This is a genomic window from Qipengyuania sp. L-5Y, assembly GCF_056859455.1.
The window spans coordinates 67,093-82,956 of the sequence record NZ_JBSXOM010000024.1; the positions used below are offsets into that span (position 1 = coordinate 67,093).

Below are 15,864 nucleotides of genomic sequence, written 5' to 3' on the forward strand. Positions count from 1 at the left end.
TGCCACTGGGTAATTAGCAAAATGAGGGCCTATGCAGGGGCCGGCCCCATTGCAAAGTCCTTTGTTGGGCCGCTAGCGGTCAGTCCGCTTCGGGTCGACGCGAAGCGAAAAGCTGCCGTGCGGCTAACGACCCCATCTCAGTCATAAGTGCGGAACACTTTGATTGCTAAGAGCAGACGCAATTGGGCTGGGTCGCAATGTCGTAGAATGGGGTAAAAACGGACATTTTTGAGAGCTAGGTTTTGCCTCCAAAATAGATCAGCGCCTCTTGATGTGAAGCAAGGCCCCATGGCCAATATCGACAACCTTCTCTTCGCCGCGCTCTAGATCAACGTGGCCATGAAAGCTGTGGTTGACGTCCTCCGGCCGCTGCCCTTCGCACGGATCATTGTCGTGATCGTCGACTTCCCGTCGCTCTTTGATGTTGAAATAGAGACCAGCCCTTTCCTCAGGGTGTCCATTTTCTCTCACATAAAGCGTGATCTTCCGATACCCGAATTCGACCGCCCCTTTGTCACAAGCTGGAGGAAAAATGCGGGTGCGTGTCTCGGTTGAATAAACGCCCGTGCGAACTTCTTTGCTACCCTCAACGATGGTCTCACCGTCGAGTGTGACTGTGAAGTCGACCAGATAAAACGGCTGCTGCTCAGGGCTCGGAACAGGAGGAGGCGGAGCAGAAGCGGCAAGCACGAATGCAAGAAAACCGATCATTTGCGCTCCAATGTGATTTGGAACCCCGAATATGGTGGAAGGACCACACGCTCACCTGACTTGATGTAAAGCCTGTTGCTCATTTTGGTGATCCGGATGTCAGATTGACCGTGGCAAGGGTCCCCGTTCAGCACTGAACGTTCATATTCAAAGGAAAAATCAAAGCGTTCGGGATTGGCCGCACTAGAGTTATACGGCCGGATGTTGATCGTGAGCTTAGGCACACCAGCGTTGGCAAGAGTGTACGATGGCGCGATCCCATCAAAGGCTCCCACCACGATAATGCAGCCTGGACTTTCGCTGAAGCCAGACTTTATCTCAATGCGGTCTTGTCTTCCGTCGACTTGCCCTCTCCAGAAAAACTCGCCGTCTTTCTCGATCGTAACGCCGATTCGAGTGGGTTCTTGACCCGGGTTAGCCTGTCCCCACGGCCTATGCCCAAAAGGAGCTGCTCTCACCTCTGGCTCGCTATCTTGCGCGGTCGCAGTGAAAGGTTCTGTGCAAATAAGCGCTACAAAGAGGACAAGATATCGCATCATTTGGGCGCAACCTTGAGATAAAGACCTTCATCGCCAAAGAGCGTCACTGAGTGCTGCAAATTGATAGGGACCTCGCGCGCGAATGAAGCCGAATATTCCACGGTCGGAAAGCGCTTGCATGATGGAGTATCCAACCCGGTACCTTCCGGCATCCCTTTGTTGGTGCGCCAAGATGCTCTTACGTCCATTAACTGCGACCGCGCGGTTTCCCCGTAGTTGCGACGCAGAGGTGTCAGGCTCACTCTCACGCTCTGCGTTTCCGCCATACGCCGGACGTCGCGTGGTAAATCAACTCGCCTTGCGATGCAGAATTCTTCAGCGATCAGCGGCCAAGTTCGATCATAAGTGGCATCTTCTTCGCCTGCGATTTGCAGATCAACGCGAGCAAGAATTTCGTCATCCTTCCCCATCTCAATCTGGTACGTCTTGACGTCGTTCCAAGTAAGAGATGAAGAGCCGGAATCCGATTGGAGCGACGCGCAGCTGGCTGCGAAAACAGAAATACAAGAGGTCAAGATTAGTCGATGCTTCAATCCGGCCTTTCCTCGCCTTAATGCTTTGTTTCCCATCGCGTTACACACCGATGAATACCAGAGCCTTAATCAAGAACAAAGTCGGAGAAATGGAGCCAATAGCATCGTCGACTTCTCACCACAGTCCTTGCCAGAAAATGGATGAAATTGGGTCGTTTGCAGTCATGCCAATTTGATGGTGAATGCGTCTTCTTTCTCGGGTTTTGTTTCCAAAACCGGACTTTCCGCTTCCCACCCAACCTCCGACATTCAGGAGCCGCTCGGACAGTCCCGAAAGCGGCTATCATTTTGGACGCGCAGCTATGACCGCTTTCGGGAGCTCTTAGCGGTTAGGCTAACGACCGAGATTGGGGCGCGAATCCGACATCTGGAGCATGTCCGCTTTGGGGTCGTTAGCAGTCGGGCCGCTTTGCGGCGATTGTCTGCCAAGAGCGGACAGTCCGGTAACGGCCCAAATCGAGCCACTAATACGACGCGGGAGTTTCGATAACAGAATACTCAACTGTCCCCGGAACCTCCCCCCGTCCCTCGCCCGTTGGTTGGGCGAGGAGAGCATCATGCCCACACCATCGGACCGCAAGGACGAACCCATCCACTATGACGCCGACAAGGCGCGCGGGGCGGAGATCATTCTGACCAAGCGGCGCAACCGGGTGATCTTCATGGCCGGACTGGTCGGCTTCGTGGTGCTGGCGCTGATTTTGGACTGGTTTGCCTGACCGTCACTCACATAAACACGGGCGCGAAGCCGCACTTGCGGCGCGCGGCGCGCAGACCGGACCATTCCACGCAGGGGCGTCGCGCAGGCTCTCCCGAACTTTCGCGGCTGCGCTGCATTGAGGCTGTGTGGCCGACGAACCCACGCTCTATCTGATCTGGCACGATCCCGCCGCCGCGCCTGCGGAGCCGATCGATCTGCATGGCGACGGGCATCCGCTGGCGGACGAGATGTGGCTGGTGCGTTCCGCCCTCACCCGCTCCAAGCTCTACCACCGGATCAAGTGGCAATTGCCCGAGGGCACGGCCCTGCTCTGCGCGCCGCTGGGGGACGATCCCGACGGCTGGCCCAAGTTCAAGGGGATGGATGCGGGCGCGCTGGCGTGGCTGCGCAGGGATTAACGTGCGTCGGTAAAAACCATTTTCCTACACGCGAATAATCTGCATTCTATGCGTGGTCATGAGCAAGATCGACCGCCCCACCAAGCCATCCGCCCTGCCCCCGCCCGCTGCGGCTGGAGGTCCCCCGACCCAAGCTGCAAAGAAGGCCAAGCCCACCCGCAAGATCGCGCGGCAGGCGACCTCTGCCGTGGCGCGGATCGGCCTGCCGCCGCAGCCGGGCGATCCGCTGCTGGCCTTTACGCCCGTGCCCCACAAGGCCGCGCGCCGCAATTCCATCACTGCCGGGCGCCAGCGCGCCTTCATTGCGCATCTGGCGGCGACGGGCATCGTCACCCAGGCGGCGATGCATATCGGGGCGAGCATGGAAGCGCTGTACAAGCTGCGCAACCGGCCCGGCGCGGAGGAGTTTTCCGCCGCGTGGGATGCCGCGGTGGAGCGCAGCGTGCAGCGGCTGGAGGATTGCGCGCTCGCCCGCGCGATCGACGGCGTGCCCGAATGGAAGACCGACCGCGATGGCGGGCTGATCACCTATGGCGTGAAGCACAACGAGGCGCTGGTGATGTTCTTCCTGCGCAACCGCCGCCCCGAACGCTATAGCGAGCATATCCGCCCCGGGCACCCGGTGTACGAGCGCATCCGGCGCGAGGTGGAGGCTGGTCTGCCCGCTGCGCCTGCGGAGGACCGGGAGGCGCCGTGCGAGGGAGAGACGGATACCCGCGAATGTGCGCTGTCGCGCCATTTCGCCGACCGGCTGGCGCAGGGCGGGCCTGCGGGAACAGCGGCGGTTGCGGAGGACGGCCAGGCACCTGCGCAACTTTTTTGGATAAAACGGGCACCAAAGCGGATCTCGTTCGTAGCAGGGGCCGAGGGGCGAATTCTCGCTCTCGAGATTCACGACAAGGGGAAACCAAGTGAAATTCAAGACAACCGCAATCGTCGCATCTGCATTCGCCATGACCGCGCTGGGCGCATGCTCGGAAAGCGAGCAGGAAGCCAAGGAAGATCTGGCCGAGCAGCAGTACGAATCGCAGGAAGACGTGCTTGAAGAGCAGGCCGACCTTGCCGAAGCACAGGGCGACGAAGCCAAGGAAGAAGCGCTCGACGCACAGGCCGACGCTGCTGGCGAAATGAGCGACCGCGCGGAAGACGCCGTGGAAGACGGCACCGCGACCACGAACTGATAAGCCTAGCCGGCGGCTCCTTACCGCCGGTCAGCATCAAGGCGGCAGTTGTCCCATGGGCGGCTGCCGCCTTTTCCATGGGCGAAGGGGATGTGGGGCCTTGAGGATCGGGGTCGGGATCGGCCGCCCGGATCAGCCCTGCGCGGTGCTGCCGTCGGCGAGGCGGCGCGCGGCGCGCTCGACAATGGCGCGCTTCTCCGCATCGTCGGCCGACTGCCAGCCGGCGATCTCCTCCAGCGAGCGGCCGCAGCCGACGCACAGCTCCCCCGCAACATCGAGACGGCACAGGTCGATACAGGGGGATGAAACCGATTGCATGCGGCGCCCCCTGCCCGCCTGGACACGCTTTGGCCACCCCCAAGAGGTTAACCAACATGGTTAACATGAGATAAAACGTGGTGAGTGGCCGGTGAGTTGTTGCATCCGCTGACGCGGCTCATCCGTATCTATACCTAAGTGAGGAAACGCTCGCGAACGATAGAACGATAATGGGTCGCTCGATGAAAAATGCCAAAGCCGGAGACGGCACTCACGATTACGGCCGGACACGGGCGGGTGGCGTCTTCGCCCTGGCCGGCCTCGCCGCCGGCGCCGCCCTGCTGCTGGTATGGGGCGCCTGGTCCACGCTCGAAGGAGCCACGCAGGACCAGCGCATAGCGCCGCCGCCGGATCTCAAATCCGTGGTCGAAAGCGTGGAAGCCAAGGGCGAACAGATCGCCGAACGCGCGCTGCACGAAGGCCGCGCCGAAGCGCAGGTTCCGCAATGATCGCGGTGTCAGATGGCGAGAAGCGCGATGGCAGCCTTGCCCGCGAAGATGGCGAGCACGATCGCGCCGTCGATCAGGCGGTCGCCGAGCGTGTCGAACATGGAACGTCCCCTGTGGCTGCCACGTCCTCCTGCGCGCGCAACCTTAGCGAAGGGTTCGCAGACGCGGTTATCGCACCGTTAACCACAAACTCTTGAATCTACGACAGAACCTGTGCGCACAGCGCGCCAGGTGACATCGTCTGCCACCATCGGAGGGACATCATGGCGGAGAGCACAGCGCGGCTTTCGCACGGCTGGCAACCCGGCCGGAACCGGGAAGACGCTCACCGGCGAGACCGCTGGGCCGTAGGGCGCTTCGGCCTGTCTCTGATTCTGGCGCTGGCCTGGGTCGTGTTCAGTATCTGGCTGTCGCTGCCCTGGCTGAGCGATCTGGGCGGGCTTACCCACCCGCTGGCAGCGTTGTTCGTGCTGGCTTTCGTCGCCTATGTGCCGGGCTTCATGAACGCGTTTCTCATGGCCAGCCTGGTGCTGCGGCCCGATGCCCTGCGCCGCACGCCGGAGCAATGGCCCGCGCTGAGCATCCTCATCGCCGCCTATAACGAGGAAGCGTTGATCGGCGAGACCCTGCGCAGCATCGCCGCGCTGGATTATCCCGGCGCGCTGCAGATCATGGTGCTGGACGACGGCTCGACCGACGGGACGGCCGCGGCCGTGCGGGATGCCGAGGCGCTGTTTGCGGGGTCGAGCGGGCGCGACCTGCTGCTCGTCAGTGAAAAGCAGAACCGGGGCAAGGCACGCGTGCTGAACGACGGACTGGCCCTCGCAGCGCACGATCTGGTGGTGACGATCGATGCCGATACGCTGCTGGAGAAAGGCTGCCTTGTCGCGCTGGTCGAGCATCTGCACGCCAGTTCGCCCGAGACTGCGGCCATCGCCGGTGCGGTGCTCGTCGGGAACCAGAACGATAGCTGGATCACCCGAGCGCAGCAGTGGGACTATTTCCATGGCATCGCAGCGGTAAAGCGCATGCAGGGCATGTATAACGGTACGCTGGTCGCGCAGGGGGCGTTCTCGATCTACAGGAAGGCTGCGCTGGTCGAAGCAGGCGGATGGCCTGACACCGTGGGCGAGGATATCGTACTGACCTGGTCGCTACTTCGCATGGGTTACAAGACGGGCCATGCGGAGGACGCGGTCGCCTGGACGCACGCACCCGATACGTTGAGGGGCCTGTCGAACCAGCGCAAACGGTGGGCCCGAGGCATGATCGAGGCGCTGGCAATTCACAAGCGCCTGCTGGTCGCTCCACGCCTGCGCACCATGTTCATCTGGTGGAACCTGTTGTTCGTCAGCATCGATCTCACCTTCACCTTCGCCTTCATTCCAGGCCTGATCCTGGCCTTTCTCGGAATATTCTGGCTGGCCGGGCCGATCACCCTCCTGGTGCTGCCGCTGGCGGCGCTGTGGAATGTGGTCATTTACCGCATCCAGACCAGAATGCTGAAACGCAACGATATCGACATGGAGAAGAGCCTGCGCGGCTTCCTTCTCTACGCTTTCATCTATCCGCTGCTGATGCAGCCGGTTTCGGTGTGGGGCTACCTCGCCGAACTGACAGGAGGCCGCAAACAATGGAACTGACGCCCACATACAAGACGATCGCCGCGCTGGTCCTGAGCGCCGCCCTCCCCGGTGTCGCATCTGCACAGGACATCGAGCCTTCCCCCGCGCTGGGGGGAGAGGTATTCGCATCTACCGATAGCGACGACACCGACATTCTTCGCACGGCAATCGATTTCGATCTGCGCAATGCGGGCGATGACGACCGTATCGGAATACGAGTGGAAAAGGCTTGGTACGATCCATCCGGCACTGGCACGCGAAGCCGCGAACGTGTGTTCGGACGCTATGCCGGCGGCAGCGGGAACTGGAACTGGTCCATCTTGGCGGGGACCGACGGTCATACCGTCATCGGGTCTGCATCGATCCATGACGAGAGCTCCTTCCGCAAGGAGTTGTTCATCGAACGTGACGTGGTGGAAACGCCCCGCGGGCTCGATGAAAACATCTATTCCACCTTTGTAGGGGCCGCCATCGATCTGCCCGTCGATGACCGGAACATTGTGACAGTGCTGGGAGGAATACAGGATTTCACCGGGGAGAACCTGCGCCTCCATGCGCGAGCTAATTACGTGCATGTGGTGAAACCTGAATGGGGGCTCAGCCTGCAATTGCGAGGCCGATATTTCCGCGACAGCGAGCCACGTGAATTCGATTATTATTCGCCGCGCTGGTACGCACAGGTTCTTCCAGTAGTGCAGCTTCGCAGGTTCGTGGGCGGATGGGAACTGCTCGGCGCGGGGGGCATCGGCGCGCAGCGCGACGCAGCCACCGACTGGCGCCGGTCGAACTTCGCCCAATTCCGTTTCCAAAGCCCCGACACGGATCGCAACTGGTCGACATTCGGCGAAGTTATCTACACCGACACGCCTTCGAACAACGGTTCCGTCGGGACGGGATACAGCTATGTCCAAGGCCGTTTAGGCGTCATGCGGCGTTTCTGATCGGCTTGCTGCGGATCAAGGGGTCCGAAACGGCAAAGCGCGCGCTACATGGTGGGTGGGCCGGGTTCTGTTGCCTAACAAGCAATGCAGAACCGTGATGGAGATGAAGATGGTCGGTACCGGCGACGATTACACCGGGATTCCCATATCTAAAGGCTGCGGCGATGCTGCGATCCAGACAAGTCTCGTAGATGGGCGTCCTGTCTGCATTCGTATCGTCACCCCAGCCGACGAAATCCGGCTGCGGGAGGGAATCGCGCGGATGAGCCCCCGTTCGCGCTATCTGCGTTTCTTCACTGGAGGGGCAAGCCCGCCCGACTGGATAATCGAGCGGCTTTTGGGTGCGGACGGAGTGCGCCATCTTGCCTGGGGCGCGCTGGACTTTACCGATCCTTCACAGCCGGTAATGGGCGTCGTGCGCGCCATCCGGCCGGGCACCGCCGATCCGATCGCTGAATTCTCGATCGCAGTTGTCGATGCTTATCACGGCCTTGGCGTCGGCCGATTGCTGGCCGCCACGCTTCTGCTCGATGCCTTCGCCGGCGGGCTGACCGCGTTTTCGGCTAATGTGCTGAGCGAGAACGAGGCCGCGCGCAGTTTCATCCGGCGCCTGGGAGCACACCATGTCTCCCAGGACGGGCCGGAGGCCGAATACAGGCTGGACGTCGCATCAGCTTTGGAACAGATGCGCGAAGAACGCGATCCCCCCGGATTGGCCGACGTATTCGCGTATTTCGATGGCAAACGCTGAGAGCTTGGCTGCTCAGCAAGTCATTTTAACAAGCTTCTGAGTGTTGCTGATTTTGTTGTTCTGCCGACCGCGCACATTGAAGGCGCTTTCGTAACGAATTGTCGGCGAATTGAAGAAGCCTGTCGAGACCAGTGGTTGGTACGTGTAGGTCGCTTCCACAAACATGACGGCGGTGTCAGAAGCTGCAACGATCTTGTTTGCTCCCGCGCCCATTCCATCACTAAGCGAAGCGTTGTTCTTGCCCTTGCCTTCCGTTCCATAAGCAGGGTCGATATCAGTCCTGCCCCAACACCTTTGCCAAGAAATCACCTGCCCCTTCTTCGAGCCTGTTTTGCCGTTGTTTTCCAACGATGAAAGAACAATTCGACCATTGGTAGTGAAGTCGAGGCCTTCAGCGATAGCTTGGGCACCTGTGAAAGTTTCAATTATATTAGCCTCATCGATACCCGAAGTGACACGACCGGCATTGTCAGCAACGGTCATCGCCATCTGGCTTACCCGAAGATGAGCGAGTGCGAGATTTGACAGCTCGAGACCAGTTAGTACCAAAGTTAGAAAGATTGGGGCGGCAAAGGCAAATTCGACCATTGCCATTCCCGTGCACTCTCTACGTAGCCGGGCAAACAGGCTGACTTGTGCAGGCATGTCAAATTGCCCCCGCACAAATAACGGGCGGTGCCGACTGCGTTTTGTATGGTTGGTTGCGGACGGCTGTCTTGAGCGTGAGTTTATAATTCGGCCCAACCCCCGGTATGAAACCGTGAAGCGGCAAGAGACGAGGCGTAGAAACCGAAGCGGTGTAAAGGACGACATCGTCCGCCCCGCCGTTACCATCACCCCCTGCGTCCGTGTCGTATGCACCGTTGCGATTTGCATCTTCCCAGCAATCACCGTCGGCTGCATCGAATTCGCCGTTACCATTATGATCGGTCATGAGCTTTTCTGGATTGCCGATGTCCGAAAAGTCGAAATAGCTCTTCGGTGTGACTTTTACTTCGGCCTTCGGTGCGACGTGTTGAACGGTTGTACGGATCATGTTCTCTACCTGCTCCGACACGGTATCGCCCTCGACGTCGATTATCGGAAACTCCACTGCCGCCTTACGCGCAGCGTCGTTCAGCGCCCCCTGCATGGTGGAACGCACGTAGCTGTTGTAACCGAGTTCCAGACCACCCAGCAGCAATAGCACCATTGGCCCCGCTACAAATGCGAACTCGATAATCGCTGCACCGCGATTATCGCTATGCAGGTGCTTGAAAAACTTGCCAGTTGCCCTCATCGCGTCAGCCTCAAGTTGCCGATGCCCCGACCGATATTCTCAAAGATTTCCTCGAGATCTGATCCGTCACTGGTGTAGAAATGCGAGGCCGTGGTAGCGCAAGGCCTCACATCATCAGTGTCAGTGACATCGAGCGCGATTACCCACACGGTGACACCCATGGATTTCGCTAGATTACACGCCGAGCGGAACCGTTCGATATGTGCCGCCCGATTAGTTCCGGTCCCCTTCGTCCGGTCCTGGAAGAATTCAAGACCATGCGCCGTATAGAGATTATGCGAACCGTCCCCTTTGTCGGTATCCAACATACCGTCCGTCATGAATACGATGTGCTGATCGACCGCGACATCATCTATCTTTGATGTATTATTGAAAAATCCCGTTTGCGATATGAAACGCAGGCCCCAGAGCATGCCCACGTCGTGGTATGTGCCGCCCGTCACATTGGCAGTAGCTCTCAGCACACCATCGTTTTTAAACGAGCTCTCGCTTGCGAACTGCCGCAAACGAATTGCTGGCGAAGGGCACCCGGTCTGATTTTCACGGTTCTGGATATTTGGATCATACCGTCCGAACTGTAACTCTGGTTGGGTGTCACCACTGGCGCGCATATCTACGTCGTTCAACGTGATAGAGGTCTTGATGGCAATCGGATCGGCGGCATTGCCGTAGCTCGGCCGTTCTTCAATGCATCCACCAGACGATCGAAAATTGCTCTTGGAACCCCAGGAAGAGTCGGTCGCGCGGACATAACCCCTGTCCGAGCCATAGCGGTCTCGCCACCTAGGCGCATAATAGTAGCTGCCATTGTCGATGTAATGGTCGTCATCAGCCCAGCCGCTAGAGGGCTTCCGGGCAGCATAATAAGAAGCCCAACCAGAATCCCTGGTCCACATGGCGTATTGCCATTGGCCTACATAGTCGTTTTCGTCGCGAATATCGCTATCGGCGAGAGACGCACCGACATTTACGGTGTGGGAATATGGGACAATCCCGAAACGGGTGATCGACCCGTTTTCCTCATTCATCAGGGCCCGATAAAGGCCCAAAGCGCCCTGTTGAAGGCGGGCGATCTTTGTACCCCCACCACTCGAGGGGGCATTTGCCATCGATCCGGTCACGTCTAGCACCAGAACGACATCATTATGCCCCAAGTCGCGCTTTGCATCGCAATTCGCCTCAAGTGGAATATGGTCAAAACCGAAGATATGCATCAGCGCAGTAGGAATATTCGCCTTGGCTACGCCAAGAATCTGGGCATTGTCTTCAGGATCCTTACCGACGGTAAAGTCGACAGATTGCGCCCCCATAGTACCGTTCGGAAAATTGAAGTTGAAGAACTTCCGTGCCTCCGCCTCGTTGGCCTCTTTCCAGAAATTACCATCCATAGATTGGCGCCCAGCCAGCACTGCAGCGTCGCACGCATTCTGCAGTTTGGCGCGCGCCATATAGGCAAAGCTCAGGTCCAACCCGCTACCGATCATCGCCACGAGCGGCACCAGGGCCGCGGCGAAAATCGCCAGCGTATTACCTTTGGTATCGGTCAGTAGATTGCGCAAAGTGCGGATCATTAGGCTAGCCCCCTGTGGCTGTGGGGTAGCCATTGCCGCGTTAAGCCCGGCTTGGAATTCGTGGTTAATTTGGTCTTAAAATTCGAAACAATGACGAATAGTCAAAAGAGAAATAAATATCTTTTGAATATCGCAGCGCGAGAAAAGAGTTCAAAGTCCAGCCAAGAAAAAATATGATTTTTTCATGCGCATCCGCAAGAAAATCTATTCAAAATTGGGAATCCTTTTCTATTCCGAAAGGAACGAAACCAGCGATCTGACCTTTTTAGTACGCCATTGCGGCGTCGGCGCAACTAACCAGTACGCGCGCGTCCCGGTATGGGGGCCGTCCAGCACCTCTAGCCTGCCGGCATCGATCGATTCCTTTGCCAGCAGTTCCGGCAGGATCGCCTTGCCCAGCCCGGCCAAGGCCGACGACAGCGCCTGTCCGGCATTGGAGACGGTGACATGCGCAGCGACACCGTCCTGCAGCGGCAGGCCCCAGTCGATCCACTTGTCGGGCGCCCCGCCGTGCTCGGCCGGACGCGCAACGGTTACGCGGCGAGCCTCGTCCAGTTCGATCCCCTGCAGGTCGCCCGGCCCGTCGACCAGCCGGATGGCGCAATCGAGATTGGCTTCGGTGAAATCGGCATTCTCGTCCGCCACGAAGGTGAAGCGGATATCGGCATCCTCCTCCCCGAACTTTGCCAGCCGCGGTGCGAGCCACTGCGCATAGAATTCGCGCGGGCAGGCTATCGTGTAACTGTCCGAAGCCTGGCCCGCCTGCATGGCAGACACGCTTTCTTCGAACTTCAGAAACCCTTCGCGCAGCGCGTCCAGACCGGCCGCGCCTTCCTGTGTCAGTTCCAGCCCCTTGCTGGTGCGACGAAACAGCACGGTGCCCAGATGATCCTCTAGCGCGCGGATCTGCTGGCCGACCGCGGCCGGGGTGACCGCCAGTTCGTCGGCAGCGCGTGTGAACGACAGGTGCCGCGCCGCGGCATCGTAAACGCGCAGGGCGTTCAGGGGCAGATGGGTGCGCTTCATAGTGCGTTGCGCCTTAAATGCGACCGGCGCAGGAAACAAGATGCAGAGAAAGGGCCTTTTCTTTCCCTGCCATCAGGGCACAGTGTAATTCAACCGTCATATTGGAAGCCCATGCCCCCGCCTCGTAGCCCGATGAGTACGGAATTCCCTTCCCGCGTAGCGGCCAATGACGCCGAAGCGCTTGCGCAGCTTGCGCCCGAGGATCGCTATACCAATCGCGAACTGAGCTGGCTGTCCTTCAATCGCCGTGTCCTGGCCGAAAGCGAGAACGAGCGGTATCCGCTGCTGGAGCGGCTGCGCTTCCTGTCCATCTCGGCGAGCAATCTCGACGAGTTTACGATGGTCCGGATCGCCGGGCTGGAGGGGCAGGTGCAGCGCGGCATCGAAACGCTGGGCATAGACGGGTCGAGCCCGCGCCAGCAACTCGCCGCGATCCGCGAACAATTGCTCGCGCTGGAAGATCGTCAGCAGGCAAGTCTGGAAACCCTGCGCGATCTGCTTTCGCAGGAAGGCATCCTGCTGGCATCGATCGACGATCTGTCGAAAGACTGCAAGAATTGGCTGGCGCGCCATTTCGAAAGCGACATTCTGCCGCTGATCACCCCGCAGGCGATCGATCCCAGCCACCCTTTCCCCTTCGTGGCGAACAGGGGCATCGGGGTGATCTTCCGTCTTAAGCGCGGGAAGCGGCAGGCCGATCTGATCGAGATGGTGCTGATCCCCAGCGGCGCACCGCGCTTCGTTCGTGTCCCGGGCGATGAAGCGATCTACGTGGGCATCGAACAGCTGGTGACGCGTTTTGCCGACCAGCTTTTCCCCGGTTTCAAGGTGCTGGGCGACGGCATCTTTCGCGTCCTGCGCGACAGCGACATCGAGGTCGAAGAAGAAGCCGAAGACCTCGTGCGCTATTTCCGCACCGCCATCCAGCGGCGGCGGCGCGGCCGGACGGTGCTGCTGGAACTGGACGATGATTGCGACGAGGTATCCGAGGCGCTGCTGCGCGATCAGCTCGATGTCGAAGAGGCGATGATCGTCAAGACGAACGGGATGCTTGGCCTGGCCGATCTTGCCACCATCTGCGGCGAGCCGCGCCCGGATCTGAAGTTCGAACCCTTCAGTCCGCGCTATCCCGAACGCATTCTCGAACATGACGGCGATTGCTTCGCCGCCATTCGCGAGAAGGACATCGTCATTCACCATCCCTTCGAAAGCTTCGATGTGGTGGTTGATTTCCTGCATCAGGCTGCGGTCGATCCCGCCGTGGTTTCCATAAAGCAGACGCTGTATCGCGCAGGCGATCAGTCCCCGGTCATCGCGGCTCTTATCGAAGCTGCCCAGAACGGCAAGGCAGTGACCGCCGTGGTCGAACTCAAGGCCCGGTTCGATGAAGAGCGCAACATTCACTGGGCTAGCGAGCTCGAGCGTGCCGGCGTGCAGGTCATATACGGATTTACCGACTGGAAAACGCACGCCAAGGTCAGCCTTGTCGTCAGGCGCGAAGAAGACGGCTATCGCACCTATTGCCACTTCGGCACCGGCAATTATCACCCGGTGAACGCGAAGATTTATACCGATCTAAGCTTCTTCACGGCCGATGCCACGCTTGGGCGCGACGCGGCGAAGATGTTCAATTTCATCACTGGCTATATCGAGCCCGACCAACTGGAACGCATATCGCTGTCGCCGATCGGCCTTCAGGAACATCTTTACGAACTGATCGATGCCGAGATTGCCAATGCCAAGGCGGGCAAGCCTGCCGGTATCTGGGTGAAGCTCAACTCCATCACCAACCGCGCGATTATCGACAAGCTTTACGAAGCCAGCCGCGCCGGAGTGGAAATCCGCATGGTGGTTCGCGGCATTTGCTCGCTCAGGGCTGGTCTTCCCGGCATTTCCGAGAATATCAGCGTGAAGTCGGTCATCGGCCGCTTCCTCGAACATTCGCGCGTATGGGCGTTTGCCAATGGCAAGACGCTGCCCAGCCGCCAGGCGAAAGTCTATCTCACCAGTGCCGACGCGATGAGCCGCAATCTGGAACATCGCGTGGAAGTGATGGTCCCGATCACCAACAAGACCGTCCACGACCAGGTGCTCGGGCAGGTCATGCTGGCGAATATCCTCGATACCGAACAAAGCTGGAGGCTGGACCCGGATGGCCAGTACCGGCGCATGCGGACCGATGATGGCGGGTTCAACTGCCATCAGTACTTCATGTCCAATCCATCGCTGTCGGGCCGCGGGGCAGCCCTGACCGATCACGAAGTCCCTCGCCTGACCCTCGGAGGGGCAGAGACATGAACAAATCCCGTTCGGCCAAATGGCAACGCCGCCTGATCCAGCCGCCGCGCGCGGTGATCGACATCGGTTCGAATACGGTGCGCATGGTCATCTACGAAGGGACCGGGCGTGCGCCCGAAGTGGTCTGGAACGAGAAAGTCGCTGCGCGCCTTGGCCGCGACCTTTCCAATAGCGGACGGATCCCGCAGGAAGCATGGGACGAGGCGCTCGCTGCTCTCGCGCGCTATTCGCTCATCATTTCCGATCTCGGCGTGGAAGATGTGCAGACCGTTGCAACCGCAGCGGCCCGCGATGCGGAAAATGGCGGGGAATTCCTGCAAGCCGTCGCGAAACTCGGGCTGACACCACGCCTTCTGTCGGGCGAGGAAGAGGCATGTGCTTCGGCCATGGGCGCTCTGGGGGCCTTTCCCGGTGCGCAGGGTGTCGTCGCCGATCTCGGCGGGGGCAGCCTCGAACTGGTTTCGATCGCCGACAATGACTGTCGCGAAGCGTCGAGCCTGAGGCTGGGCACCCTTCGCCTGCCCGCGCTTCGCGCGGAAGGCCCGGAAGCATTCGAAAGCGCAGTGCACGAACAGCTCGCATCGGTCGGCTGGGCCGCTGCCCACACCGGCCCGATGTATATGGTCGGCGGCACATGGCGCGCGCTTGCGGCTTACGCCATGCGATACATCGAATACCCGCTGACCGATCCGCATGGCTTTTCACTGCTGCCAGACGATGCCCGCCGGCTGGCGAAGGAACTCGTCGCGGCCGATCCGGAAAAGCTGATCGACATCTCCGGCATCAGCCCGATGCGCGCCAATTATCTGCCCGATGCCGCGGCCCTGCTCTGCCCGCTGCTGGACGAGATCGGTCCGGACGAACTGGTGTTCTCGTCTTGGGGCCTGCGCGAAGGTTTGCTCTATTCACGGCTCGAACCCGGGCAGATGCAGGCCGACCCGCTTCTGGCGGGTGTGACAGCCTATGCCGCTCCTCGCGATGCATCGATCACCGAAGCGACTTTACTAGCGGCCTGGACAGTCGATCTCGCCGACGGCGATGGAACGCTGAACGAACGTCTGCGCCTGGCCGCAGCGCAATTGTCCGGCGCACTGCAGCGGGTGGAACCCAATCTGCGCGACAGCCATGCGATCGAATGGTCGCTGGGCAAGCGCTGGATCGATTTGGATGCAAGGGGCCGCGCAATGATCTGCGCCGCGCTGTTCGGCAGCATGGGCCGCACCGAGTTGCCCGAAAGGCTGCGCGTCCTCGCCAGTGACGACGACTTGCGCGAGGGTGTAACCTGGGGGCTGGGTTTCCGCCTCGCACGCCGATTGGGGGGTGGCAGCAGGATGTCGCTCACCACCAGCGCTCTGAAACGCAAGAAGAAGAGCCTGGTCCTGCGTCTGGACGAAAGCCGCGCAGCTCTCGCGATCTATCCCGCGACGCGCGATTTCGAAATCCTGGCCGAATGGCTGGACCTCAAGCCGAAGATAAAAATTGGAAGCTTCGCGGTTTCCGAACTGAGCGAAGAGGAAGAATGA

General features: G+C 59.8%; 18 protein-coding genes. 10 read left to right on the top strand and 8 right to left on the bottom strand.

The window, feature by feature from the left end:
- Window positions 1-258: 258 nt before the first annotated feature.
- From AC13F2_RS04735 to AC13F2_RS04745, 3 genes are read right to left on the bottom strand one after another with little or no spacing between them, the layout of a single operon-like run.
- Window positions 259-711 carry a hypothetical protein gene (locus AC13F2_RS04735; protein WP_482964122.1) on the bottom strand — a complete coding sequence of 151 codons (453 nt, stop codon included), beginning with the start codon at window positions 709-711 and terminating at the stop codon, window positions 259-261.
- Window positions 708-1,250 carry a hypothetical protein gene (locus tag AC13F2_RS04740; protein ID WP_482964121.1) on the bottom strand — a complete coding sequence of 181 codons (543 nt, stop codon included), beginning with the start codon at window positions 1,248-1,250 and terminating at the stop codon, window positions 708-710. Before AC13F2_RS04740 ends, AC13F2_RS04735 begins: the two co-directional genes overlap by 4 nt.
- Window positions 1,247-1,783: a hypothetical protein gene (locus AC13F2_RS04745; RefSeq protein WP_482964120.1), complete on the bottom strand. Its 537-nt coding sequence runs from the start codon at window positions 1,781-1,783 to the stop codon at window positions 1,247-1,249. Before AC13F2_RS04745 ends, AC13F2_RS04740 begins: the two co-directional genes overlap by 4 nt.
- A 557-nt stretch (window positions 1,784-2,340) precedes the next feature.
- On the opposite strand from AC13F2_RS04745, the gene AC13F2_RS04750 reads away from it, so the two are divergent.
- The 4 genes from AC13F2_RS04750 (at window position 2,341) to AC13F2_RS04765 (ending at window position 4,083) form a co-directional block, all read left to right on the top strand.
- Complete coding sequence (locus tag AC13F2_RS04750) at window positions 2,341-2,502, top strand: hypothetical protein (RefSeq protein ID WP_482964119.1); 162 nt, start codon at window positions 2,341-2,343, stop codon at window positions 2,500-2,502.
- 127 nt (window positions 2,503-2,629) lie between these two features.
- Entirely contained in the window at window positions 2,630-2,902 is a 273-nt protein-coding gene (locus AC13F2_RS04755) for a hypothetical protein (RefSeq protein ID WP_482964118.1), read from the top strand.
- A 58-nt stretch (window positions 2,903-2,960) separates the two neighbouring features.
- Window positions 2,961-3,947, top strand: coding sequence for a hypothetical protein (locus AC13F2_RS04760; protein WP_482964117.1), 987 nt, complete (start codon window positions 2,961-2,963; stop codon window positions 3,945-3,947).
- Entirely contained in the window at window positions 3,940-4,083 is a 144-nt protein-coding gene (locus tag AC13F2_RS04765; protein ID WP_482964116.1) for a hypothetical protein, read from the top strand. The genes AC13F2_RS04760 and AC13F2_RS04765 overlap by 8 nt, the downstream gene beginning before the upstream one ends.
- A 132-nt stretch (window positions 4,084-4,215) precedes the next feature.
- Here the strand turns inward: AC13F2_RS04765 and AC13F2_RS04770 are convergent, their stop codons facing one another.
- Complete coding sequence (locus tag AC13F2_RS04770; RefSeq protein WP_482964115.1) at window positions 4,216-4,401, bottom strand: DUF1289 domain-containing protein; 186 nt, start codon at window positions 4,399-4,401, stop codon at window positions 4,216-4,218.
- A gap of 182 nt (window positions 4,402-4,583) precedes the next feature.
- Between AC13F2_RS04770 and AC13F2_RS04775 the strand changes: the two genes are divergently transcribed.
- The 4 genes from AC13F2_RS04775 (at window position 4,584) to AC13F2_RS04790 (ending at window position 8,167) form a co-directional block, all read left to right on the top strand.
- Window positions 4,584-4,850, top strand: a complete 267-nt coding sequence (locus AC13F2_RS04775; protein ID WP_482964114.1) for a hypothetical protein — start codon at window positions 4,584-4,586, stop codon at window positions 4,848-4,850.
- A gap of 263 nt (window positions 4,851-5,113) precedes the next feature.
- The gene (locus AC13F2_RS04780; RefSeq protein ID WP_482964113.1) at window positions 5,114-6,493 is read left to right on the top strand and encodes a glycosyltransferase family 2 protein; all 1,380 of its coding nucleotides are present in this window, start codon (window positions 5,114-5,116) and stop codon (window positions 6,491-6,493) included.
- Window positions 6,484-7,416, top strand: a complete 933-nt coding sequence (locus AC13F2_RS04785; protein ID WP_482964112.1) for a hypothetical protein — start codon at window positions 6,484-6,486, stop codon at window positions 7,414-7,416. The genes AC13F2_RS04780 and AC13F2_RS04785 overlap by 10 nt, the downstream gene beginning before the upstream one ends.
- 109 nt (window positions 7,417-7,525) lie before the next feature.
- Window positions 7,526-8,167: a GNAT family N-acetyltransferase gene (locus AC13F2_RS04790; RefSeq protein ID WP_482964111.1), complete on the top strand. Its 642-nt coding sequence runs from the start codon at window positions 7,526-7,528 to the stop codon at window positions 8,165-8,167.
- 12 nt (window positions 8,168-8,179) lie between these two features.
- On the opposite strand, the gene AC13F2_RS04795 is transcribed toward AC13F2_RS04790, so the two are convergent.
- From AC13F2_RS04795 to AC13F2_RS04810, 4 genes are all read right to left on the bottom strand, one after another.
- The gene (locus tag AC13F2_RS04795) at window positions 8,180-8,761 is read right to left on the bottom strand and encodes a TadE family protein (protein WP_482964110.1); all 582 of its coding nucleotides are present in this window, start codon (window positions 8,759-8,761) and stop codon (window positions 8,180-8,182) included.
- A 52-nt stretch (window positions 8,762-8,813) separates the two neighbouring features.
- Window positions 8,814-9,446, bottom strand: coding sequence for a TadE/TadG family type IV pilus assembly protein (locus tag AC13F2_RS04800; protein ID WP_482964109.1), 633 nt, complete (start codon window positions 9,444-9,446; stop codon window positions 8,814-8,816).
- Complete coding sequence (locus AC13F2_RS04805) at window positions 9,443-11,017, bottom strand: Tad domain-containing protein (RefSeq protein ID WP_196846429.1); 1,575 nt, start codon at window positions 11,015-11,017, stop codon at window positions 9,443-9,445. The genes AC13F2_RS04800 and AC13F2_RS04805 overlap by 4 nt, the downstream gene beginning before the upstream one ends.
- 228 nt (window positions 11,018-11,245) lie before the next feature.
- The gene (locus AC13F2_RS04810; RefSeq protein ID WP_482964108.1) at window positions 11,246-12,043 is read right to left on the bottom strand and encodes a LysR family transcriptional regulator; all 798 of its coding nucleotides are present in this window, start codon (window positions 12,041-12,043) and stop codon (window positions 11,246-11,248) included.
- Between the two features lie 132 nt (window positions 12,044-12,175).
- On the opposite strand from AC13F2_RS04810, the gene AC13F2_RS04815 reads away from it, so the two are divergent.
- Together AC13F2_RS04815 and AC13F2_RS04820 are read left to right on the top strand one after the other, a co-directional pair.
- Window positions 12,176-14,341 (top strand): RNA degradosome polyphosphate kinase, encoded by a 2,166-nt coding sequence (locus AC13F2_RS04815; RefSeq protein WP_482964107.1) that lies wholly within the window; start codon window positions 12,176-12,178, stop codon window positions 14,339-14,341.
- A complete protein-coding gene (locus AC13F2_RS04820) occupies window positions 14,338-15,864 on the top strand; it encodes a Ppx/GppA phosphatase family protein (protein WP_482964106.1) in 1,527 nt (508 codons plus the stop codon). The genes AC13F2_RS04815 and AC13F2_RS04820 overlap by 4 nt, the downstream gene beginning before the upstream one ends.